At 53.8% G+C, this 23075-nt stretch carries 13 protein-coding genes and 5 pseudogenes; 5 read left to right on the forward strand and 13 right to left on the reverse strand.

The window, feature by feature from the left end:
- Positions 1 to 9: 9 nt before the first annotated feature.
- The 9 genes from M2406_RS10770 to M2406_RS10810 form a co-directional block, all read right to left on the reverse strand.
- On the reverse strand, positions 10 to 2481 hold the full coding sequence (locus M2406_RS10770) for a type VI secretion system Vgr family protein (protein WP_259189901.1): 2472 nt from the start codon (positions 2479 to 2481) through the stop codon (positions 10 to 12).
- Positions 2478 to 5183: a type VI secretion system ATPase TssH gene (gene tssH / locus M2406_RS10775; protein WP_259189974.1), complete on the reverse strand. Its 2706-nt coding sequence runs from the start codon at positions 5181 to 5183 to the stop codon at positions 2478 to 2480. The genes M2406_RS10770 and tssH overlap by 4 nt, the downstream gene beginning before the upstream one ends.
- 179 nt (positions 5184 to 5362) lie before the next feature.
- Positions 5363 to 5854: an Hcp family type VI secretion system effector gene (locus M2406_RS10780; protein WP_259189903.1), complete on the reverse strand. Its 492-nt coding sequence runs from the start codon at positions 5852 to 5854 to the stop codon at positions 5363 to 5365.
- Positions 5855 to 5867: 13 nt separating this feature from the next.
- The gene (locus M2406_RS10785) at positions 5868 to 7586 is read right to left on the reverse strand and encodes an OmpA family protein (protein WP_259189904.1); all 1719 of its coding nucleotides are present in this window, start codon (positions 7584 to 7586) and stop codon (positions 5868 to 5870) included.
- A 5-nt stretch (positions 7587 to 7591) separates the two neighbouring features.
- Positions 7592 to 8245 (reverse strand): type VI secretion system protein TssL, short form, encoded by a 654-nt coding sequence (gene tssL, locus M2406_RS10790; RefSeq protein ID WP_259189907.1) that lies wholly within the window; start codon positions 8243 to 8245, stop codon positions 7592 to 7594.
- Positions 8242 to 9576 (reverse strand): type VI secretion system baseplate subunit TssK, encoded by a 1335-nt coding sequence (gene tssK / locus M2406_RS10795; protein WP_259189910.1) that lies wholly within the window; start codon positions 9574 to 9576, stop codon positions 8242 to 8244. The genes tssL and tssK overlap by 4 nt, the downstream gene beginning before the upstream one ends.
- Before the next feature lie 12 nt (positions 9577 to 9588).
- On the reverse strand, positions 9589 to 11127 hold the full coding sequence (tssC, locus tag M2406_RS10800; RefSeq protein ID WP_259189911.1) for a type VI secretion system contractile sheath large subunit: 1539 nt from the start codon (positions 11125 to 11127) through the stop codon (positions 9589 to 9591).
- Positions 11128 to 11156: 29 nt separating this feature from the next.
- Complete coding sequence (gene tssB / locus M2406_RS10805) at positions 11157 to 11654, reverse strand: type VI secretion system contractile sheath small subunit (RefSeq protein ID WP_259189912.1); 498 nt, start codon at positions 11652 to 11654, stop codon at positions 11157 to 11159.
- A 933-nt stretch (positions 11655 to 12587) separates the two neighbouring features.
- A complete protein-coding gene (locus tag M2406_RS10810) occupies positions 12588 to 14009 on the reverse strand; it encodes a DUF1254 domain-containing protein (protein WP_259189913.1) in 1422 nt (473 codons plus the stop codon).
- 463 nt (positions 14010 to 14472) lie between these two features.
- Here M2406_RS10810 and M2406_RS10815 point away from each other — a divergent pair, with 463 nt between their 5' ends.
- Complete coding sequence (locus tag M2406_RS10815; RefSeq protein WP_259189914.1) at positions 14473 to 14613, forward strand: hypothetical protein; 141 nt, start codon at positions 14473 to 14475, stop codon at positions 14611 to 14613.
- 30 nt (positions 14614 to 14643) lie between these two features.
- Here M2406_RS10815 and M2406_RS10820 read toward each other — a convergent pair.
- Positions 14644 to 14928, reverse strand: a pseudogene (locus M2406_RS10820) (IS3 family transposase); the annotation flags it as partial.
- Here M2406_RS10820 and tnpB point away from each other — a divergent pair.
- The 4 pseudogenes from tnpB to M2406_RS10840 form a co-directional block, all read left to right on the forward strand.
- Positions 14918 to 15148 (forward strand): annotated as a pseudogene (tnpB, locus tag M2406_RS10825) (IS66 family insertion sequence element accessory protein TnpB); the annotation flags it as partial. The pseudogenes M2406_RS10820 and tnpB overlap by 11 nt on opposite strands.
- Before the next feature lie 17 nt (positions 15149 to 15165).
- Positions 15166 to 16788, forward strand: a pseudogene (gene tnpC, locus M2406_RS10830) (IS66 family transposase).
- A gap of 284 nt (positions 16789 to 17072) precedes the next feature.
- Positions 17073 to 17276 (forward strand): annotated as a pseudogene (locus M2406_RS10835) (integrase core domain-containing protein); the annotation flags it as partial.
- A 39-nt stretch (positions 17277 to 17315) separates the two neighbouring features.
- Positions 17316 to 17585 (forward strand): annotated as a pseudogene (locus M2406_RS10840) (DDE-type integrase/transposase/recombinase); the annotation flags it as partial.
- Between the two features lie 154 nt (positions 17586 to 17739).
- Here M2406_RS10840 and M2406_RS10845 read toward each other — a convergent pair.
- The 3 genes from M2406_RS10845 to M2406_RS10855 form a co-directional block, all read right to left on the reverse strand.
- Positions 17740 to 20073, reverse strand: coding sequence for a membrane-bound PQQ-dependent dehydrogenase, glucose/quinate/shikimate family (locus tag M2406_RS10845; RefSeq protein WP_259189915.1), 2334 nt, complete (start codon positions 20071 to 20073; stop codon positions 17740 to 17742).
- 1221 nt (positions 20074 to 21294) lie between these two features.
- Entirely contained in the window at positions 21295 to 22272 is a 978-nt protein-coding gene (locus M2406_RS10850; RefSeq protein WP_259189916.1) for an AraC family transcriptional regulator, read from the reverse strand.
- Positions 22273 to 22916: 644 nt separating this feature from the next.
- A partial coding sequence (locus tag M2406_RS10855; protein WP_310473611.1) for a MarC family protein occupies positions 22917 to 23075 on the reverse strand: 159 nt, incomplete at its 5' end.

Raw genomic sequence — 23075 nt, forward strand, 5'->3', positions numbered from 1 at the left:
CTCCCTGCATTAACCACCGAGCAGTTCAATATTTATTTTTCTTTTTGCCGCGCCGAATATTTCTGAGGTATTACCTTCATTGTCGGTACGTCCCTCATAAACCTCGCCATCACTTGTTGTAATCCTGTATCGTGTATTTGCCAGTATGTCTCCAGTATCTTTATCTCTGGCAACAAAATATTCACTATACCCCTGAGGCAGGGAGCGCTGGGTAATGTTATAATCAGCACTTCCCGTCTTCTGGATAGTGTTACACTTAAGCAATATATTTCCCGGACAGCCCACCTCAATATTGCCACCACTCAGTTTGATGTATGCCCCGCCACAATTCACAATTAACTCTGTCGACGCAGTAATCTCCACCCGGCCTTCAGTGCTGGTTATCGTGACATCCTTCTTCGCAATCGCATCCAGCCCATCATCCTGCGCCTGTATCTCCACCTTTCCCTTTGCTGCAAACAGTTTCATTCCGGCTTTACGGGCCAGTATGCTGATCGCTTCTCCCGCAGCAACCGTAAAGCGTTTCAGTGCGCTGATATCCGTATTTTTTTGCGACATGATACCCACGCTGGCGCTCCCTGACGCCAGGCGTACCGCCTGCGGGCTGGTGATACTTATCCCTTGTGGAGCATTCAACAGGATCCCTGGCTGGCTCAGCGCATTCAGCGCGGCATTAAGACTTTCCTGGCTCTCGGTATCAGAGGGTAATGCCTGCGCCCCTTCTGCAGCAGCAGCAAGACTTTTCGCTATTGTCAGCGCATTATTGAGCTGAGAAATGGCTTCACGCATTGCAAGCATTTTGCCACCAGCTGCAGGCTGGCTGTCGGCTGTGATAAAGACCCCAGCACCACCGCGCACAGATACATGTCGGTCAGTACGAAGTTCAGCCCCTTCGCCACGTAATTCACGAGCCGCGTTGACATTGTGACCCAGATTCAGCTGCGTCTTGCCGCCGTACTCGGTGCTGAGTTTGATATGCTCTTCGCCGCGTTTATCCTCCATCCGCAGCTTGTTCAGTCCGGCGGTACGAATGACGTTGCGCGTGCCGTTTTTGTCGGTCACGTGGTCGTGCGAACGGGAGTTATGCATCACATGGGCAATGTAGGGGCGGTCTGGATCCCCTTCATGAAACGCAATCGCCACTTCCGTACCCTGGATCAGCGGGAAGTGGAAACCGTACATATCCCCGCCGTAGGGTTTCGCCAGACGCACCGGCATACTCTCCAGCCCCGCGTCCTTATCGTCCATGTCGGCATCAAACTTCACGCGGTAGAGGCCGGAGGCATCCTGCCAGGCGTAGATATCATGGGCTTTTGCGCTGGTCACCCAGGCGGTCATGGTTCCTGTCACCTGAGGACGCGGCAGCAGTGCCGGACGCCAGCAGAGCGTGTCGCTGTACGGTACCGCGTGCAGACTCACCATCAGAGCTTCTTTTCGGCTGGCACGGTATTGTGCGCCGGTCAGCAGAATTTCACCCTGCAGTAGTTCAGGGAGCGAGTTGTGACTGTCCCCGGTAATAGTGACCACCTGTCCCGGTGAAAGGCTGGCATCGGTGCTGGTACCGGTGATGTGCGTCTGGTTTGCCAGAAAACGTTCATGGTCCAGGCGGGCGTAGAAGTTGGCACTTTCGGTTTCTGAGTGAATCCGCTCACCCAGCTCAAGATGACGTGGCTTATAGTGGTACACATCCCCGTAGGTCACCCCTTCCCCATCGCCGCGCGTCATGTCTGCCGGCGTGGACTCCAGGCGGAACTGGGCTTCCCGGTGGTTGTAATCCTTGGTGGAGACCGAGGCCTCCACCACGTTGTGGGTTAGTTTCAGTCCCCAGACCGAATCCACGGCGTTGTCATTCATGCCGGACGGACTGTTCAGCATCAGGGTATGGCGGGCCGTCAGCGCATACTGCGTGTCGCCAAAGTTGACCACTTCCGTCTGCGTATCCTGCTGCAGGGTAAACCCGTAAAAAATGCCCACTTCGGCCAGCAACCGCTGAATAAACTGCAGGTCATTTTCCTGGTACTGGTTGATTTGCTCACGCTTAGGGTAAGTACGTCTGAGCGAAAACGCATACTCCCAGTTCTTCAGGCCATGCTCCTGCAGAATCTGCGTGACCACTTCCGGGACCGACTTGTTGATAAAAAAGCGGTGGGTACGAAACTGCCTGTCCAGCAGCACCAGTTTTGGCTCAAGCGTAATGCGGTACTTCGTCTGGTCAGCAGAGCCCGTCAGGCGCTCAAACTGCGTCACCACGCCATGGACCCGTTTTTGCTCCGTCAGCAGCTTCAGCTGTCCCCCGGCCATCGTCAGGCTGGCGGGTTTGCGTAACATCTGGTCTGCCGGAATGTCCTTATCCGGGCTGGTAAAATAGATGACATACCGGTACGTCCCGCTCAGCTTCTCTGCGCCGGTAAAATCTTCCACGTCCAGCAGGGATGGACAGGTGCCCACATTGAGTCGGTAACGGTTCAGGGTGTTATTCATGCTGATTTATTCTCCGTCGCGTCACGTTGTGTATTGCCAAACTCCATCACTATCCCTTCCTCGTCGTGCCAGCCCAGCGTCAGGTGCTGCGGCTTCTGCCCTGCGGCGAGGTGATGCAACAGCTGCTGGCTCAGTACCGGGAGTATCTGCTGGTTAAGCAGGCTGTCGATGTTGCGTGCCCCGGTGTCCGGCAGCAGGCAAGCGGATGCCAGCGTGTCGTAAAGACTTTCCCCGATGGTGGTGGTGATACCGTAGTGGCGCGTCAGCCGCTGCGTCACTTTCTCCAGCTTCATCGCCACGATGGTGCGCAGTGGCGCTTCGCCGAGCGGGCGGTACAGCACCGTCTGAAAACGTGCCAGCAGCGCAGGCTGGAAGTGGTCGCGAAGCAGCGGCCTGACGAGCTCGTGCAGTTCGCCGTCGGTGGTCTCCCGGTTTTCCGCGAACTGCTGCATGATGTGTTCGCTCCCGAGGTTGGAGGTCATCAGGATGACGGTGTTGCGAAAATCAATTTCCCGGCCTTCACCGTCGCGCATCACGCCCCGGTCAAACACCTGGTAGAACAGGTTCATCACGTCCCGGTGGGCCTTTTCCACCTCATCGAGCAGCACCACGCTGTAGGGACGCTTGCGCACCGCTTCAGTCAGAATACCGCCCTGACCGTAGCCGACGTAGCCCGGTGGAGAGCCCTTGAGCTGCGAGACGGTGTGCGGCTCCTGGTACTCGGAGAGGTTAATGGTAATCAGCGACTTTTCCCCACCGTACAGCGCATCCGCCAGCGCGTGCGCCGTTTCGGTCTTACCGGTACCGCTGGGACCTGCCAGCAGGAATACACCCTGCGGGCCGTTCTCCGGCGTCAGTCCGGTTTTTGATGCCCGCAGGCGTTGTGCAATGGCAGTGAGTGCAGTCTCCTGCCCCACAACGCGCTGCTGCAAAAGCGTCTCCAGATGCAGGAGTTCCGTCTGTTCGTCTTTCAGCAGTGATGAGAGCGGCACGCCGGTCCAGTCGGCAATCACCTCTGCCACCGTGCGGACATCCACATCCGGGCACAGCAGCGGGTTGTTCTGCTGCAGGGTGCGGAGCTGTTGTGAAAGCGTAGCGGTTGCGGCCTGCTGCCCGGAGGTCTTGCGGCTGTCCAGCAGCTGCGTGACCATCTGCTTCTCCTGGCTGTAGCGGACTTCAAGCGTCTGCTGCTCGGCGGTGAGCTGACGGGTCAGTTGGGCAATGTCCGTCAGTCGGGTATCGGGCACGGACTGGCCCACCGCCTGGTCTTCCAGCAGGGCCGCTTCTTCCAGCACCAGCGCATTCTCCTGCGCCGCCAGCCGGGTGAGGGCTTCCGGTACCGTGTCGAGACTCATGCGCACGCGGGCCGCCGCCGTGTCCAGCAGGTCCACCGCCTTGTCCGGCAGTTGGCGCCCGGTAATGTAGCGCCGGGAAAGCGTGACCGCCGCGCGCACCGCCTCGTCTGAGATATGCACGCCGTGATGTTCCGCATAGCGGGACTTGAGGCCCCTGAGCATCAGGCAGGCTGTATCGTCATCTGGCTCATCCACTTTCACCATCTGGAAACGGCGCTCCAGGGCAGCGTCGCGTTCAAAGTACTGTTTGTATTCCGACCAGGTGGTGGCGGCGATGGTGCGCAGTTCGCCCCGGGCTAGGGCGGGCTTGAGGAGGTTAGCCGCGTCGGCCCCACCTGCCTGGTTGCCCGCGCCAATGATGGTGTGGGCCTCGTCGATAAACAGCAGTACTGGGTTGTCCGACTGCTGTACCGCGTCAATGATGTTTTTGAGCCGCTGTTCAAACTCACCCTTGACCCCCGCACCGGCCTGCAGCAGACCGAGGTCGAGGGTGCGCAGGATGACCGGTTTCAGGCTCGCCGGCACATTGCCCTCAGCGATACGCAGCGCCAGCCCTTCGACCAGGGCGGTTTTACCCACGCCCGGCTCCCCCACCAGTATCGGGTTGTTCTTGCGACGACGGGAGAGAATGTCCACCATCTGGCGAATTTCAGTGTCACGTCCGAATACCGGGTCAATTCTGCCCTCACGGGCTCTGGCGGTCACGTCTGTGGTGAAGCGGTCAAGGACGGCCAGCAGGCCCGCTGCGGGTTTACCTTCTTTTGTGGCTGAGTCTGCCGCCCCGCCCGCACCGACCGGACGGCCGACAAAGGTCACGTTACCGTTGCCGGTATCATGGCTGTCATCGGCCATCAGTGCGGCTTCTTCCTGCTGAACCGCAGGGCGCTCATCGGAGTGCATATCCAGCAGCGGGCGCAGCTGTGTTATCTGTCCGGCCGTCAGGCTGAGCAGCGGCCAGAGACCATCGCAGCGCAGCAGCGACGGATGACTGCGAAACGCCATCAGTAAATGGATGCTGCGTATATGCTCTTCCCCGGCGAGCGACGCGCACAGCCAGGCCTGACGCAGCAGTTCGTTAAACTGCGCAGACAGCTGCGGACGGCTTCTGACCGAACGGGGAAGACGGTCCAGGTATGCCAGCAAATCCTGCCAGAGGACATCCAGGTCCCATTCATAACGACGGGCCAGCACGGTGAGGTCACCTTCGCCCTGCTCCAGCAGCTTCAGCAGCCAGTGCTCGGGATGGATTTCCGCATGGGCGCGGGTCTGGCACAACGTGGCCGCATCCTCCAGCGCACGGGCGCAGAACGGGTTGAGACGACGTAACAGTACAGCGGGATTTTCCATGTTCATTTACTCGCAGTCGGGGATTTCAGACACGCTACCGCCCGTCGCTGTTTCCCGTGGATAAGGAGCCCTAAGCGCATCAGGTCAGTTTTTCGGATTGTGGTGTTTTTTTTGCTCAGCACCCGCCGGGCAGGAACTGAACAAAAAAGGCGGACAGAAAGGGCTGTCCGCCAGAGGGCTTACGCGGTGGCGCGTTCGTTCCAGGAGTCGGAATGAATGATGTTGCCGTCCTTGTAGGTCCAGGTGATTTTTTCGTAGCGCAGCTCAAGCTGCTCCAGATGATTGTGTTTCTCTTTGGTTGGGTCCTTGATGTCGTGCATCACCGGGTTGACCTTCACTACCTTGACGTTCTCAAGCAGGGTGTTGAAGTACTCCACTTCCTGACCGGCGTCGTTGATTTTGTACCACTTAAACTCCGCAGACTTCAGGGTCTGACCGGTGGTCACTGCCTTGTACAGGTACGGGCTGGAGGCGTCGATTTCCTTGGTAAGCAGGAACGGCTCGTGAATGCGGGTACCGGTCAGCTTGCCGGTGTTGTTGTCGGTCGGGATGTACAGATTATGTTCCTGTGCCACCACCTCGATGCTGCCCTCACGGTCCTTCACGTCCACAGAGCCCTTGATGTCCGCACCGCCGTCGTCTTTCAGCCACAGATAAACCGGAATTGCCATTTGATTGATTCCTTTATTGATGATGTTGAGAAGCGCCATCATCCTGTGATGACGCCGGGGTTACGCCCGGTATCCGGCAGGCATCCGCCTGCGGTACCAGACTGATTTCAACCCGACGGTTGGCCGCACGGCCCGCCGTCGTGTCATTCGTCTGCAGGGGACGGGTGGCCCCGTAGCCCTGCACCGCAAAACAGCTTTCCGGCACGCCGCCGGTGTCGCGCATCCAGTCCCGTACCGCGCCAGCGCGTTTGAGGGAAAGTGTCTGATTGAGCTGTGCATTGCCGGTGTTGTCGGTGTGCCCGCTGACCACAATCAGCCAGCCCGGTTTCGCCCTGATGCCGACCAGCGCATTCACCAGCACTTTTGTGGAGCCGGATTTCAGGGTGGCGCTGGCGGTGTCGAACAGCGACAGGCTGTCGAGACGCACGGTCTGAGGAGCCGTTTTCACCGTGGGCGTTTTCGCGACAGGGGCTTGCGGCGTCCAGCCGTTGACCGCCGCGTTCACCGGGGCTATCAGACGCATGCCCTGATAAAGTCCCAGCCCGTAGCGCTGCGGAACGCCCCTGCGCTGCCAGTCATTCAGCTGTTGCAGGTCATTACGCAGGGTAGCCTGTGCCTGCAGACGGGGACCGGTGGATTGCTCACCCAGACGGGCATACAACGTCAGGTGGTCACTGAGGGTGCGAATAAGGCGCTGGTTATTCACAAAGGAGCACGTCATCGCCAGCAGCAGAAACACGCTGCTTATCAGCCCGGCGATCCGCCAGTGCTGCATCCGGCGACTAATGCCACGGTGACGAGAGAGCGAGCTGAGCAGCACATCCGGTAGCGGTAACAATGACGCTTGTGGAATAGCAGCAGGCATCATCGTGGTCAGTGTTGCCCCCCGCTGTTGCCACAGATTATCGTGCTCCCCGTTAACTGACGTCAGGCAGTACCCCAGTGCCGCAGGCCGCAGACCGTTCTGACCATGGGGGGCGTTCTGCAATGCCGGGACCACCACGCGCTGATACCATGCCTGCAGGCTATCAAGCCAGAGACTCTGGCTGAGCAGGGACAGACGTACCGCCGGCGCCGCTTCCCGCATCCAGTCCCCCAGCGTCAGTACACCTTCACCGGGGAGATGGGCCCGCAGCCCTGAAGGGCCGGGCGTCGCGGTAAACCAGCGGGCTTCCGCCAGTGCAGAAACATCGGGCGGCGAAAGCCAGACCGCACTCAGTAAGGCAGGCGGCCCAGGTAGCCATTCATGGCACTGCACAATCGCTCGCTGCCAGCTTCTCAACGTCTGCTGAAAAGTTTCTTCACGAGTATGCTGCTCCGGCGTGACCGCCAGTAACACAGCCACGCGGGGCAGCAGTGCAGGACGCGTATGCGCAAGCTGCTCAGCCAGCCGGGGCAACTGCTCCGGGGTATCAGTTCGCAGATACCAGCCCTGAGACGTTTCACGAAAGCGTTGTTCCGGTAAAAACAGGGACACGGTATCCCCGGCAACCAGGATAACCGCACCGGTAAAGGTATCCGGCGGAAGGACATCATCAGCCAACTGTTCATGGGCCTCACCCGCTGATGGACGACGTTGCCACTGACGCCATAACAGCCCGCCAGTGGAAAGCAGAACAAGCAGGCTGAGCAGCCGTTGCGTGCTGAGTGACACCATCAAAAAGCCGTTGACCAGCCAGAGGGACAGGATAAAGGTCAGCAACCCCCACGCATGGAGGAACATAGAGCGCATGGGCATTATCCCGGTCCGATAATCTGCGCCACCTGACCATCCAGGAGCGTGGAGAACACGAACCACAGCGCGACCAGCGCCACCAGACCCGCACCCCATGACAGCCAGTACCACCACCGGCCACCACGCAGCGTTGAGGGCCGTACCACCACAGGGCTGTCCTGGCTCAGGGTAAAGGGCGGTACCCGCTCCGCCAGCGCACGCACCACATCCTCGCGGCGCTCGTCGTCCTGCTCACGGTACTGACCGACAAAACCAAGCTGCAGGGTACGGTACAGGCAGGTCAACACCGCGGCATCCGGCGCAGGGGATTTAAGCAACTCACGGATTTGCACCCAGAGGGCCTCACCGGCATCGAGACGGGAAAAGAAATGTGCCTGAAGCGGATCTTTCTGCCAGGTCCGGTACGCGTCATCATCCTGCCCCCGGTTAAGTACGCTCTCATCCAGCAGGGCGCACAGGGCAAACAGCATCTGTTCACTGGCTGACTCGCTGAACCCCGCTTCAGACAGTTGGCTGCGCATATCAGTGACCCTCTGACGGGCGCACCGGTAAAGCGCCTGACCGTCGGGGATCGGATGTCCGTTACGTAACTGGCAGGCCATCAGCCAGCCGGGATAAAATATCTGTTCAGTTCGGGTCACGGGGGTCTGTGTCATGAGCGTAACACCGCAAACAGTTCCAGCTTCACGTCCCCCAGCGACTCAGGGGTATAGAACGTGCAGTTGCCCGCGTCCAGCATCGCGCGGGCGGCATCGGTGTTCAGATCCAGCGCGAAATAGAGATTCTCCAGACGCACCGGAATAGCGGCAGGGACATGGCTGACGGGCTTTATCGCCATCCCGCTCATCGCCACGTTCACCACCTCCGACACATCATCGAAGCTGCCCGCCTTACACAACTGGGGGAAACGTGTCTGCAACTCATGTACCGGCATCGATGAACGTACTGACAGCCAAAAATCGGCCCCCTCGCGCAGTCGGGCATCGTGCAGCGCACCTTTCCACATCACCCCGTCCTGTTTCAGCTCAATGGCCACAACGCGGGAAGGTAAACTGGCTTCCAGCAGTTGATCGAGCAGCGTCAGCAAGGGGTTAAAAACCTGTTCAGGGGTGTCATGCCGATACGCGGGAATATCCCGGGCGTCGTGCTCCAGGGAAAACGTCAGCAGGCTCCCGGTCAGCCTGACCAGTTCCCGGTACAGCAGTTCAGGATGACGGTGAGGGTTCTCCAGCAGTTCGACCAGCACCGGTTCGGCGCTGTTGAGGGCGCTGAGCAGCCAGAACAACGATACGTCTGCCACGGCAAAATCCGCCAGACGGGCATTGCTTTCACGGCGCATGCTCATCAGCCGAAGACGCCGGGCCTGCAGACGGTGTAATAAGTCACGCAGACGGGTAAGCAACGACGGCGCTGCCGACAGTGCCAGCATCGGTGGGATAAAGCCGGTATCACGTACCCATTGCCCTTGCGCATTACGCACCAGACGGGCCACCGGGCAGGTCAGCCAGGCGGTATTCTCCTGATGGGCAAGGCGCAACGTCAGCGCATGCCGAAGTACCGGAATGGAAGTCTGTTCATGACCCGCCAGCTCCTGCACCGTCACCCTGTCCGACTTCCAGCGGTGAGGACGTTCGCTGTCTCTGCCATCATCCAGATTCCCGCCGTTGGCGTTCAGAAGCGGCAGCGCCAGTACCACCCCGACACACTCGCCGGTGATCCCCTGAAGATCGCACACGGGCGGCAGATTCTCGCTGAGTTCGGTATCAACCAGCGTACCGTCCGGAAAACGTACTTTCAGACGGGTGGCATTCAGGCGCGCCAGCACCAGCGCCCCGTCATCAAACTCCGCCGTGATCACGCCCCACGGATCCGCCAGCGCCATCCGGGCTACCGTCTCCGACACATGGGCATCCCACAGAGCCTGCTGCTGAAACTGCTGTGGGGCCAGAAAGGCCCCGTCTTCCCATAACGGACGATAAATTTTCATGGCACCAACCCGTTATGCTTTGGCCTTCGGCATCTTGCTGACCAGAGACAGACTGACGTCCATCCCCTCCACCTGGAAATGTGGCACCGCAAACAGCCTCACGCGGAAGAACCCCGGGTTGTCATCAATGTCTTCCACCACCACTTTGCCTTCACGCAGCGGGTGAGACGCCTGCAGCGCATCGCCCGGGTCGGTCATCTCCGTCACTAGGCCGCTCAGCCAGCGGTTCAGCTCCTGCTCCAGCACCCGGCGGTCTTTGGTGGTGCCGATGTTCTCGCGCTGAATAACCTTCAGGTAATGCGCAATGCGCGACATCAGGAAGATATACGGCAGACGGGCGTTGATGCGGCTGTTGGCCGTGGCGTCCGGGGTGTCATACAGCGCCGGTTTCTGGGTGGAGTTGGCGGAGAAGAAACAGGAATAATCTCTGTTTTTATAATAACTCAGCGGTATTAACCCGAGATTTGAAAAATCAAACTCGCGGGTTTCGGAGATCATGATTTCAGACGGAATTTTGACCTGGCTGCCGGTCCCGAGGTCATACAGATGGATTGGCAGATCTTCCACTGCGCCACCGGCCTGCGGACCGCGAATTTGCACGCACCAGCCATTGTTCTCAAAGCTGCGCACCATGTTGGCCGCAAAGGCGAAGGACGCACTGGTCCACAGGTATTTGTCGTGATCCGGGCCTTTGACTTCTTCCACATAGTTAAAGCTGCGCACCGGCACGGTGTCCGGGCCATACGGCAGACGCCCCAGCACGCGCGGCATCGTCAGGCCGATATAGCGCGAATCATCGCTATCCCGGAAGCTCTTCCATTTGATATACTCTGCACGATCGAAGTAGTTGGTGACATCTTTGATGGCCGCCACCTCTTCAACCGTGTTTTTCATGAAGAACTTCGGTCCCACCGAGCCAATGAACGGCATATGCGCGGCGGCAGACACCTTAGAGATATTACGCAGCAGCGCGATATCCTGCGCAGACGCATCAAATTCATAAGCCGAAATCAGCGCCGCAATAGGCTCTCCACCAGGTTGATCGTATTCCGAAGAATAAACGTGATGGTATAATCCGCTCTGGATAATTTCCGGCGCGTCCTCAAAATCTTCCCGCAAATCTTCCTTCGACAAATCAAGAAGCTCTACGCGAATATTTTTTCTGAAGTCCGTACGTGTAATCAGGTGCTCCACGCCACGCCAGAGGCTTTCAACACGCTGAAACTCAGGGTGGTGCAGGATCTTATCCAGGTCCTGGCTGAGCTGACGATCCAGTTCACCGATCATCTGATCCAGCAGGGCTTTATCCAGTTTATCGACTTTTTGCATACCCGACTGGCGTAGTTGCTCCAGAAAGACACCCAGGGCAGCGGTCACACGCTGGCTTGCACCGGCTTCCGCCATATCGGCCTCATCCCGCCATGCACTGATATCGTTGAGCTGGTCGACGGGTACCAGGTTGATTTTATTCAGTAAAGATGTATAGATCCCGGCAGACTGCTCCTGCACCAGAGTTTCTGTCGTTGTGGCTGTCGTATTTTCTGCTGACATGATTTATCTCGCGAATGGAAAGGGGAAGATCAGACGTCCTGAGGAGCCAGCGCGGCAATATCAGCGCGAAGTTCGTCGCTCAGGGCGGGGTCACGCAGGATATTCAGCAGTTCACGGCGGAAACTGGCATCATCCAGAAGGTTTGCTTTGAGATCGCGCAGGAGATTACGCATCGTCAGCATCGCCTGCAGTCGCGGCACCTGCCGGGCAACCTGTTCCGGGGAGAAATCTTTCATGTGGCGGAACGTGAGGTTAATCTTCTCTCCCGTTTCTTCATCACCGTCTGTATGCTTCACGTCAAAGCTTGTCGACGGCGCGAACTCTGCCAGCACCTGCTGCATGTTCAGCTTATTGATATTGACTTTATTCCTTTCTGAAAGCGGTGCCGTCTCCCGGCCATTACTGAAGTCTCCCGACACGACCAGTTTCAAGGGGAGCTCAGATTTTTTTTGAGCCCCACCCGTGTGCAAATCCAGCTGAAGATTTATTCGCGCTTTAGGTATTTCTGACTGAAAAGAGTTAGACATAACTGTCCCTGTTCTGTGGGTTAATAATGCCAGCCAATATCCCTGCGTCTTTAGTGCAACACTGTCACTCCGCTATTTTTTTGCACTGCGACAATTTCAAAATACGGTATTAATGATCATGCTTATTTAATTTATAAGCAGGATAGACATCTATTTACCGAGTAAAGAGGAATAAAATATCGGCCAATCGAAGCAGGAAACATACGAACGTTTTTTTAACGGAGATACTCATTCTTTGTAACACGGTTATGCCAGACGTAAATTCAATGAATAAACGTAACCGGCGTTCAGGCCAGACGTACCATCAGGGCGGGAAGGAAAACAGGTATGACCTCAGCCTGTCACGCAGGCAAAATCTGACGCTTCATTAAGGCCGGTAGACTAAACGGCACGACAGAGGAGGCCCTGCGTATCCATGCGAATGGATCTCGCCGGTGTATCGCGGAAAGTAAATACTGTGGGGGACGGTATCTTGCGAGATTCACAAGCAGCTAAGTGCGGATATGCGGTGGTCAACAGCAAGTGAGATCAGTGTTTGCACACATCGGCTGAGAATGGGCTCTCCGGCCACTCAGGGTTATCCCTTCATCGCAGGCCGAAAAGCCAAAGTGGGCCGCCAGCGGGGCCTTGAACCCCGCACCTGCAACATCAGTGTCACCGGCTCTGTCCTGCTGAGCGAGTGGCGGTCTGTGTTTTGCCTTAGCCCGGTGGTAAATATTACTTACCTGTGTTTCCCCACACAGTCACCTCATGTTAACGATGTATTTCACATGAATTCATCACGTTATAAATATCGCTATGATACGACCAGGGGCTACAGATAGAAAATAGCGACTGAATCAAGCACGGTTTGGCACTATCATTTAAAAGAACCCACCCCGGGCGTTTTTTGCTTTATATCTCCTGGTCGAATCCCTCTCCTTCAGCCACCTATCAATCAACCTTCTGGACTGCTGGAATATTCCATGTTCCGTTGATAAGCGACGGGTCTGTCTCACTCGGCCAGTACAATCTCAGCATCAACATAAAGTCCCCTGGAGGCGCGGGAAGCCAGTTCGACTCCTTATCCTTACCCGGTGAATCCTTCTGTATATAGAGATCGGTCGATCCGTCCGGGTTGACCTGCAAATTCTGGCGCGGGCTGATCGAATATCGGTTAAGCGGGTTGTTCACAAAGAAATAACCGCTGTCATACATGGTGAGCGACCAGAAACCTTCTACAGGCGGCAAATGACCTTTGGGGAAACGTACAACATACTTGTTCGAGCCGCTGTATTTCTGCCTCTCTCCATCAGCCTTCGAGATCGGGTATATCGCGTCTTCGGGGAGATTTGCCCCAAGACCAACAGCGGTGACGAAAGCCCGCATCAGGTAATCGGTGCCATAGCGTCCGGTGTTGAGCGTGTACGACCAGCCATTCCCGCTATCGAGTGACTTAAATTGCTGCATGATCCTCTCGTACGCAATATCCGGGACACGGCGTGCGAATTCCGCTTTGAGTTTATTCTTATCAAAGTCCTGACCCGGGATGATGCCGATACGTTCAAACCTGGCGATAGAGGACGCGTCGTCCACTGACGGCGGATTCGTCTTCATCAGTTCACAAAGCAGCGTGAAGTAAGACACCCCATCCATTCGATTGACCTGATCACGCACAGCCGTCTTCATGTTGACAGATGCATCAACTTTACCTCGCGGCGGGGTATAAGGTTTTCCATATGCACTGAGCGGAACAAGCCTGAATTCGTCTTGCAACCTGTGGACGGCAGCGTAATCTTCCGGTGTACCGGTACAATAGATACGGCCAAGCATCCACACGATGTCGGTGCCTGACTTGTACTCCTGTACGCCCGCCGGCAGCGTTCCTTTCCAGCCCGGGCCTGTGATCGCATAGGTCTGCGCTCCGGTACCCGTCGTGCGTTTGCCCGGCACCTGAAATACCGTCGTCCAGCCGTCAAGCATCGGCATGAGGAAATAGCGGCCCTTCATATCGGGAATACTGAGTATCCAGGGCTCGCTGCCAACATCGAAGAAGGCGTTTGTGTAAAGCGTATCGGCATTCGGCGCGGTAACGTCCCTGAATGACGCGTCGGGATAATTGCGCATCTTTACGATTTCACCCATCGGCCCCCGCATTCCCTCAGTTTCAGCAACGTTGGACATGACCCGCCGCGTCAGTTCCATCGTCACCAGAGGGTATCCAAAGATGTAAGCTTCCGCGGCCAACCCAAGGTCATCAGGACCCTCAGCAAGGTCGTAAAAAGCTCCCGGCTCAGCGAGTACAGCCCGGGGCATTGCCGTACCCGCGAGCAAGCCCAGGCCACCGAGCACAACGGAACGACGTGTCATCTTCATATACGATCCCCCGGGTTGCCCATCCTCTGACACTCACCTACTTTTTGCTGAGTACGGGCAGGTCCAGGAGCGGCAACTTTGTTCTCCTTCCCGAATGCAGTAGCGTCAGCAGTTGCAACGAAAATAACATGTTGATATATCATATAATTTCCTCTATTTCGTAATACGTTACCTGGACATTGCTTCTGAGTATCCTGGTCCGTGATTTTTCCAAAAATCACGCGGTACCTGGATGCCATAAGTAGAAAATGCACGAGAGCAGGGGTTCCGACTTCCCCCATGTAACCCGGTCATGGGGCTGACATCGCTTTACTCACCACTCGAGGTGTTTTCTCGTCGGTAATGTTAATAGTCTGAGAGCAATATCGACGCAAACTCCCGGCACGGCCTGTTATTTATGCCAGCACTAATATCAACGGTTTTTACTTTGTAAAAAGCATTTAGTGAAACAAGGAAATTCAAAATGAAACCAGTGACATCAAACACTTTCAAAATGTTAATTCCACATGCAATTTCAGATCCCCCATTGCAACACAATATCCGGCGCATTCGTTTTATTCTGGATAATGAGGCGAGTGAAGAAAAAAAAGGGGGATCAAATTAATCCGTTGTTTAATTAAGGGGGAATAATTAGGGCGACATAAGCTGAGGCCTGGCGCAATATATCATTGCTGCGACGTAGCTCCCGATTCTCACAATCCAGTTCTTTTAAACGCTGGCGCTCATTGGTACTCAGTCCGCAATCATCAGTGCTGACGGGGCTGACACCACCACGGACACTATTTTTATGCTGACGCAACCAGGCTCGTAGGGTGTCGTAATGGCACCCGATTTTTGACGAAATGGCACGAATGGCATCCGGCTCAGAGTCATACTCATCACGGTGTTCCAACAACATTCTGACAGCGCGCTCGCGCATTAAGGTGCAGCGCTGAGACAAACACGGTGTCTGGCTGTGCGTCCGTCGTCTGCACAAGGGGTACTTCCGCTGGCCTCGTGTGGGTGACAAAGCCTGGTCTCTCACTCAGGATGAGCTCAACTGGTTGATCACGGACGTTGACTGGCAGCAGCTCAACGGCCACGAACTCGCAAAATGGGTCTTCCGCGAGGTGAGTGGTTCTGCTGTCACCTCGTTGTAATCACAAACAGTAACATCATGAAAAAACGTGAATATCTGTACCGGAGTATAATACCCGGTATGGATATCTCGCTTCTCTCGACTACCACTGACATCGAAAAGCTTCGCGCTATGGTCCTTGCCATGGTGAGAAAGGTGGTGGACGAGAATCACAGGCTTCAGTTGCAGAAAGACACCGAGCTGATAGCAAAAGAGCAGCGTATCCGCTTGCTGGAAGAGACGCTGATGCTGGCGCGTCAGCAACGCTTCGGACGCAAAACTGAAATGCTGTCCGGCCTGCAGCATCAGCTCTTCGAAGAAGATACTGAAGCTGATATCGCCGCCGCAGAAACGCAACTGAACGCGTTGCTGCAGCAGGATATAAGGAAGACGTAGAAAATCATTAGCCTCCCGTCCTGTGCGAAAAGCGCTGCCGTCGCATCTTCCTCGTGTCAAAAAATCTATCCCACCGGCGTCAGATACCTGTGCCGACGGCAACGTGGCGCTTCGCTTCATCCGCGATGAGATCAGCGAAAAGCTGGAGTACATCCCGGCACGCTTCGTCGTCAATCAGTACGTTCGCCCTCAGTATGGATGTCCCTGCTGCGAAAAGGTGTTCAGCGGTCAGATGCCGGCACAACTCATCCCAAAAGGTATAGCAGAAGCCAGCCTTGTGGCGCAGGTGGTGGTCGGAAAATACCGTGACTACCAGCCTCTGTACCGGCAGCAGCATATCTTCGCCCGTGCAAACGTCGAGTTGCCTGTCAGCACGATGGCTGGGTGGGTGCTGCCGGCGTTGCGCTGAACCCGCTGGCGGAGTTGTTGCACCGGGAACTACTGACCCACAGTGTGCTGCACGCCGATGAATCTACCCTGCGTATCCTGGATACCCGCAAAGGCGGTAAAACGCGTTCTGGCTACCTGTGGGCCTACGCCAGCGGCGAAAAAAGTGGCCCGGCGATTGTCTGCTTCGACAGTCAGACGGGTCGTGGACATGAACACCCTGCCGCCTGGCTTCAGGGCTGGCGGGGGGCTCTGGTTGTTGATGGTTATAAAGCCTATGAAACGCTGGCGGGTAACGTATCGGGGATCAGACTGGTCGGATGCTGGGCGCACGCCCGCCGTGGCTTCGCCGATCTGTATAAAGCGAACAAAGATCCGCGTGCGGCGATGGCGGTCAGACAGATCACCGGGCTGTACCGGCTGGAGAAGAAGATCCGGCATCGACCGGTAGAAAAGATCCGCCAGTGGCAACAACGTGACTCCCGAGCCGTTATCGACAAACTGTGGCGATGGCTGGAGCAACAAAAAGATACGTGCCCGGAAAGCTCCGCACTGGGTAAGGTTATAAACTATATGCTGAAACGACGTGAAACGCTCAGCCGCTTCCTTGATGATGGTTCGCTGCCGCTTGACAACAATCGCTGCGAGAGGGCGATACGGCCGGTAGTGATGGGCCGCTCTAACTGGTTTTTCGCGGGTTCACTGGCTGCAGGAACTCGCGCACCACAGATTATGAGCCTGCTGGAAACGGCGAAAATGAACGGTCTGGGTCCGCATGCGTGGCTGACCGACGTGCTGCCACGTCTGCCATCCTGGCCGGAAGAACGGCTGAATAAGTTACTGCCGTTCCCGGCGTACCGCTTCGCCAGCCCTGAGTGATATCCCTGTGCAGTGCACCGCCCCCTGAGCGGCTATCCCGTCATCCGTACTCTCGTCCCTGACACGGTAAACAGCCCGTAAGCCTGACGGCCCGCTGGTTACAACCCATGTTGATAACCGCGATATCGCCTTCAAACACCTGACGCTGAAACCCGGTGACCTTAGGCATCAATACTGCCTCAGTACTTGCAGCCCTGACCTTGTTGACCCTAAATCACTGCAGACAGGGAACTGGGGTCGCATAAGCGCTCCCTGCCGTCAATGTGAGTTCCCCGCAACGTTACAATGCTATGGCCGAAAGCATCAACGGTCTTTACAAAGCGAAGGTGATACACCGGCAGAGCTGGAAAAATCGCTCAGAAGTTGAGTTGGCGTGGGTGGACTGGTACAACAATCGCAGGTTACTGAAACGTCTTGGCAACATCCCGCCAGTAGAGGCTGAAAAAGCGTATTATGCTTCCATCAGGAACGGCGCTATGGCAGCCTGAGTTCCCGGACTAAAAACTCTCCCACAAAACCGGTGCGATTCAGCCGCGCTCGCGACGCTTAACGCCGATAAATCTGAAGAAGACATCATTACTATCAGGCAGAGCAAGTATCTGAATAACCTGATTGAGCAGGACCACGGGAATATCAAACATCGGATACGCCCGATGCTGGGATTCAAATCATTCCGTCGGGCGCAGACGATATTGGCGGGTATTGAGTTGGTGCACATGAAACGCAAAGGGCAACTCCAGTATCCCGCCGGTGAGTGTTTATCACCGGCGGAACAATTCTATTTGCTGGCCGCCTAAAAAAGCGGCAGCGTCACTTTTGCCAACTCACTTCTGTTAACACGACAGAGCCAGTCATTTTTGGATCTCCTTTCACTGAGAGTTTAGTTTCCCCGGAAACCCGCTGCGGTTCAACATAGCCCAAGAAAGCCACATGATGACAAAGTCTATTTGGCTACAAAGAAAATGCAATCACGTAGTCGCCAATATCCTGCGAATGTGCGGCCCCACCAACGGAAACCACTACATATTGTTTGCTTGTCTTGGGAGATATATACGTCATGGGGGTTGCACTTGCACCGACTGGCAAAGGATATTTCCATATTTCTTTTCCTGTTGCAGCGTCATAAGCTCTTAAATAGTAATCTTGTGAACCGGCGAAGAAGACTACCCCTCCCGCAGTTGTGGAGTTCCCAGCATAGGTAGGTAATCCCATAGGCATAGGCAAATGAGATTTTATTCCAAAAGGACCTAATTCTTCTGTTGTACCCACGGGTACCTGCCATGCAATTTTACGACTATTGAGGTCAACTGCAGTTAATGTCCCAAATGGGGGTTCAACGCAAGGGATCCCCGCAGCGGATGTCCATACAGTAGTAACCATACCGTAAGGTGTTCCAGTCTGAGCGGAAGGTCCGTGACCTGTATGATCACTGTGGTATTTTTTTTCAACTTCAGGATATTCGTTTCTTTTTATTAACCAATACGTTACAGGAACTCTGACGTCATTAACATAAGCTATATTATTTTTAGGATCAACAGAAACACTGCCCCAGTTTAGCCCCCCCAGGTTACTTGGATATTGAATCGCTTTTTTAAGGCCAATAGGCGTGAAATCTCCCTGATAGACCGACTGCTTAAATTCAATTCGGCAAGCTAGTTGATCAAAAAGTGTAGCTCCCCATATTTTATTTTCTGACAATATACCAGCCCGAACGCTAGGCATACCAACAGAGTACGGTTGAGTCGGTGAGAGTACCTCTCCGGGAATTGTGCTCTTGGTAGGGACGGCCTTCTCCTCAACTGCAGTAATGGGCTCTCCAGTTTCACGGTTGAGTAAAAATATTTCACCGCGTTTAGTCGTTTGCATTACAGCAGCGACAATGTTCCCTTTTTCATCAGGAACATCTACCAGCGCGGGCTGTGATGGAAGGTCATAATCCCAGATATCACGATGAACTGTTTGATAATGCCAACGTTCCTTCCCTGTATTTACGTCGAGTGCAACCAAAGATGAATTATATTTATTTTCCAACTCGGTTCTCAAAACACCATAATAATCAGGCGTTGTGTTACCTAATGGTATATACACCAATCCCAATTTTTCATCATATGCAGCGGTACTCCACATATTTGGGGTGCCGCGTGTGTACGATTCTCCCGGTGGAGGAAGGCGGTCGATAGCCGGATTACCGAGGTCCCAGGCCCAGGCAAGTTCACCTGTCTCAGCATCAAATGCACGTATCACGCCAGAGGGTTCACCAACTTCTTGGTTATCCACGACCCATCCACCCACGACAATTTTATTCCCTGCAACTAATGGAGCTGAAGTTTGGAAATAAAATCCAGGTTTAACCTCCCCCATTCCTTGTTTAAGATCTACAGTTCCGCCGTGACCAAATCCTGCACATCGCAGGCCAGTTTTTGCATCCAGTGCGATCAATTTTGCAGTGTTCGTTGTTTGGATAATGCGCTCCGAGCATGTACTTCGCTCTGGTTGCTGTTGTGTTTTAACTACTTTTGGTGCCTCGTAATACCCTAGCCCACGACATCGTTGCCAGATGGGAGAACGCTCGTTTGCATCAAATGTCCATGTCGCCTTTCCTGTATCGACGTCCAGTGCAGCTATCACGCCATTGCGTGAGCAACTGTAAAGAAAATGGTCAATTTGCAGGGGAGTATTTTGGTCAATGCCAGGCCCAAGATCACCGGTTCTATATTGCCATACAGGATGTAATGACTTTATATTCTCCCTGTTTATTTGGGTGAATGGAGAAAAACGAGTACCGTGAGTGGAACGTCCGTAAGCGTACCAATTTTCTGACTTGTTATTTTCAGGGTGTTTTTTGTATACCGCGGCATCACCATATTGAGCATCATGTGGAAAAAATGCCCCTATGAATATCGAAAAGAAAGTCATTGTAGCAGCCAGTCCGCCGGCAATGAACATTCGTTTTTCTTTAACACCGATTAACGGGCGCATCTCGTTTAATAGACAAGTAGCTAAAATTGTTAGCGCCAACGGAACAAGACTTCTTGAGAAGAATGGCCAAAATAAAAAACCTCGTTCCCAAATAGCCCATAGAATTGAGAAGACTAAAACGAAGTATATACAATATATCCCGATTTTTCTTCTGCGCAAAATGAAATAAACTGAAAGCAAATAAATAATCCCGGCAAATAGATAATATAAACTACCTCCCAGGATGACTAACCATCCGCCCCCCCCAGCCAGAAAAAGCCCTGACAAGGTGATTACAAATAATAAAACCTTAGATATCATCTTCATATTTAGCTCTCATTCCTAATGGGTTGCAGGACATGGCCGAGGTTAAATGGGTTTCATTCAATTCACACACCGAAATTATATGAACTTATACTGATTAATTCAGTCACCGGTTACACTTCATTGCCGGTCAGCGACTCTGTCGCATTAACGACAGTAAGAGCCTATTGTAGTGGATCACAAAATCTGGACATCGGAATAACCTGTTTCCACTTTGCCTCATGCAAGCACTCGATAAATTTGTGATTGCACCTGGTATGCATCAGGTTTGTCTGTTGGTCCAGCCCCTAATCCATACCGATTACTCACGCCCGGGGATCCAGCACAAATCCTTCCCCCCGGCGATGCTGTAACATGGCCAGAGCCCGGGGAAAGGCAGAGAACCGGCGGCGTCTCCGACACATTACCTCGTCCAGCGCACACCACCGCGAAGTGGTGCGCCAGTACTGGACTGTCTGTCATCAGCAAAAAACGCATAGCCATTGCGTGTCACGTCACTCCGTCAGAATTGATACAAGGCATTCAGATAGAAGCCCACACCGACGGTATCATCCGTCAGTGGACTCCGTCGGGCACTGGCGGTCAGGGCAACAGTTTCATTCCTCCCTGCAAAGCAAAGTGAGGCTGCAACTGCGCGGTCAGGCCGGTTCTGAGCGTCACATCCCGCATGCCATCATGCGAATGACAACCTGAGCGTCAATAGATACCGGTTCACGGCTATGTACAAACCGTCCCAGACAGCCATTCTTCACCATATTGCCCATGTAGAGATCAGACTCGGCACGTGCAAAATTATCAACACCCACCGGTATCACCTCACCAGCGACAGGTTGAGCGTTTACGCTCCCTAACGTAGCCAACGTGAGTACGACAATACTGGCCTTGGATAGATATGACATGTAACCCCATGATGGTATGAAATTTAATACCATTTCCCAATTTCAAACTTTCTAATTCTGTACCTCTGACAGATCTCAGAATTATCTCAACAGACTGTATAAGAACACCTCAACAGAGACTTGCCATTTGACGCCAAAGGTAAAGCCTGCATGCGTAGAAGGAGTAAAATGCTGGGGGATGGCTTTATCTCTGCTGACCACCCTTGATCAAGGGTTGCTGTAGATACGAAGCTCCTAAAGCCGGATGACCAGATGGAATATTGAAAGCAAAGCTTATTGGTGGCGGGAACCTTCGGCAAGTTGGCAGGCATAAGCGAGTTGGCGCTCACCCTTTCTTTGTAGCAGACCGATAGAACGATGGCGTGCTACCGGTCCAACGTTTAAAAGCACGAGTGAAGTGCGCTTGATCGCTGTACCCAACCATATAGGCAATTTCAGTCGCCGTGTATTTACCGCAAGCCATTAGCTGAAGTGCTTCACAACGACGCGTCTCGTCACGTAAGGCTTCAAATTCAACACCGCAATATTTTAAGCGACGCTGTAGAGTTCTTGGGGACAGCCTGATGCTTTTTGAAATAACAGTAAGTTTAGGTTGCTCTGGGTCCGCTATCCGCTTGATCAGGGCACCTGCAGTTTCAACTGTCGTTCTCAAGGCTTCAGTCGTTTTCCATGCTTCATCCCGGATATTTTTCAGTGGGATCTCGAGCAAATCGCGGTCGAATTCGATCATGTTGTACTTCGAATTCATGACCAGGTTTGGCCCTAAGTATTCTTCAAGCGCCTCGTCTCCCCTTTCTCTTGAGGACTTGATATGTACACGTATGGAGGAAGGTTCGCCGGACATGAGAGGCACTTTTCTGAGCACCGCCAAACTACCGAGAATGAATTGCCTCGGATCGGCTTCATATTGCCCTGTAAATTGGTGGATAAGCTTTGTTGTACGGCCTTCAGTAACAATGTTTACTTCACCTCCCTGATGCAGCATGGCCGCATGGGTTGCAGCCAATGCACAAGCCTGGGCAATGTTTGTTGACCCCATGATCAATTCGCCCCAGACGCCAAGTGAGCGAATTTCGGTCAGGTGCCCCACATAGGCACCACTGAAAGGATCCTGTGTAATGGATGCCATTTCATTAGCGATACGAAAGCAGGCCGAACGTGGGATCCAGATATCAGGGTTTTGGAAAATATTAGGGGAAATGCCAAGACGTTGAAAAAACTCTAACGAAGATACACCTCGCATGGCCAGATAGGGAGCCATCTGAAGAAAACTTCTAAGTTTGATGGAAGGTGTAATATTCATTATCGGCGTTCGCACCTGTTATAAAGGTATACGAAGAGAATTTTTTTGTCACATAACGCTACGCCCGAGAAAAAAATTCCCAGCATGGATATCTGACAACAGCATTATGTACGACGAAAAAACCTATTTTTGAGAGTATACCTAACCCTGCAAAAAAAACTATATGTAATGCAAGATAATAGGAAACGTTAAAATAACAATATCGGTATAAAACACCAATTACTAAAGCAAGTATAGATAAGGATTCTGTCAAAGTGCTGACCAAATGACCTTATGCTGTAGCATTCTAGAATTGTGCGGAGTGAGTGCCCAAGAAAAAAGAGATAAGCCTCGAAAATTGAAAAACCGGACCATTCAATAAAAAACATTGGTCTTTAGTGTTAAAACGGGCTTGATACAATGGAATAAATTCGTGCGTCAGTTTATTAAGCTATTTTTTAATGAATATCAGAAGTAAACGGCAGCATTTAAATCATTCGTAACTAACTAATTTATCTTCCCCTTCAAAACTCAATAAGAAAGTTTACTCACCTCGTCGAGAACACTCACCAGAGTCAGTGACATAGGCTGTTATTCGATTACCAGAGACCGTGCAACTGACACGGTCTCCTTGTCTGTTCCTATTTTGAGAGCACTATGTTGAATCACCCACCGGTATGCGTCGTGATGATTTCCAACACACCATTGATGATGAACTGTACCCCCATACAAACCAGCAAGAACCCCATCAAACGAGAGATGGCTTCAATACCGCCCTTGCCAACAAGCCTCACAATTGCGCCTGAGCTGCGCAGGCATAACCA

This window comes from Serratia sp. BIGb0163, assembly GCF_024809935.1.
GTDB classification, from domain to species: Bacteria; Pseudomonadota; Gammaproteobacteria; order Enterobacterales; family Enterobacteriaceae; genus Serratia; species Serratia quinivorans.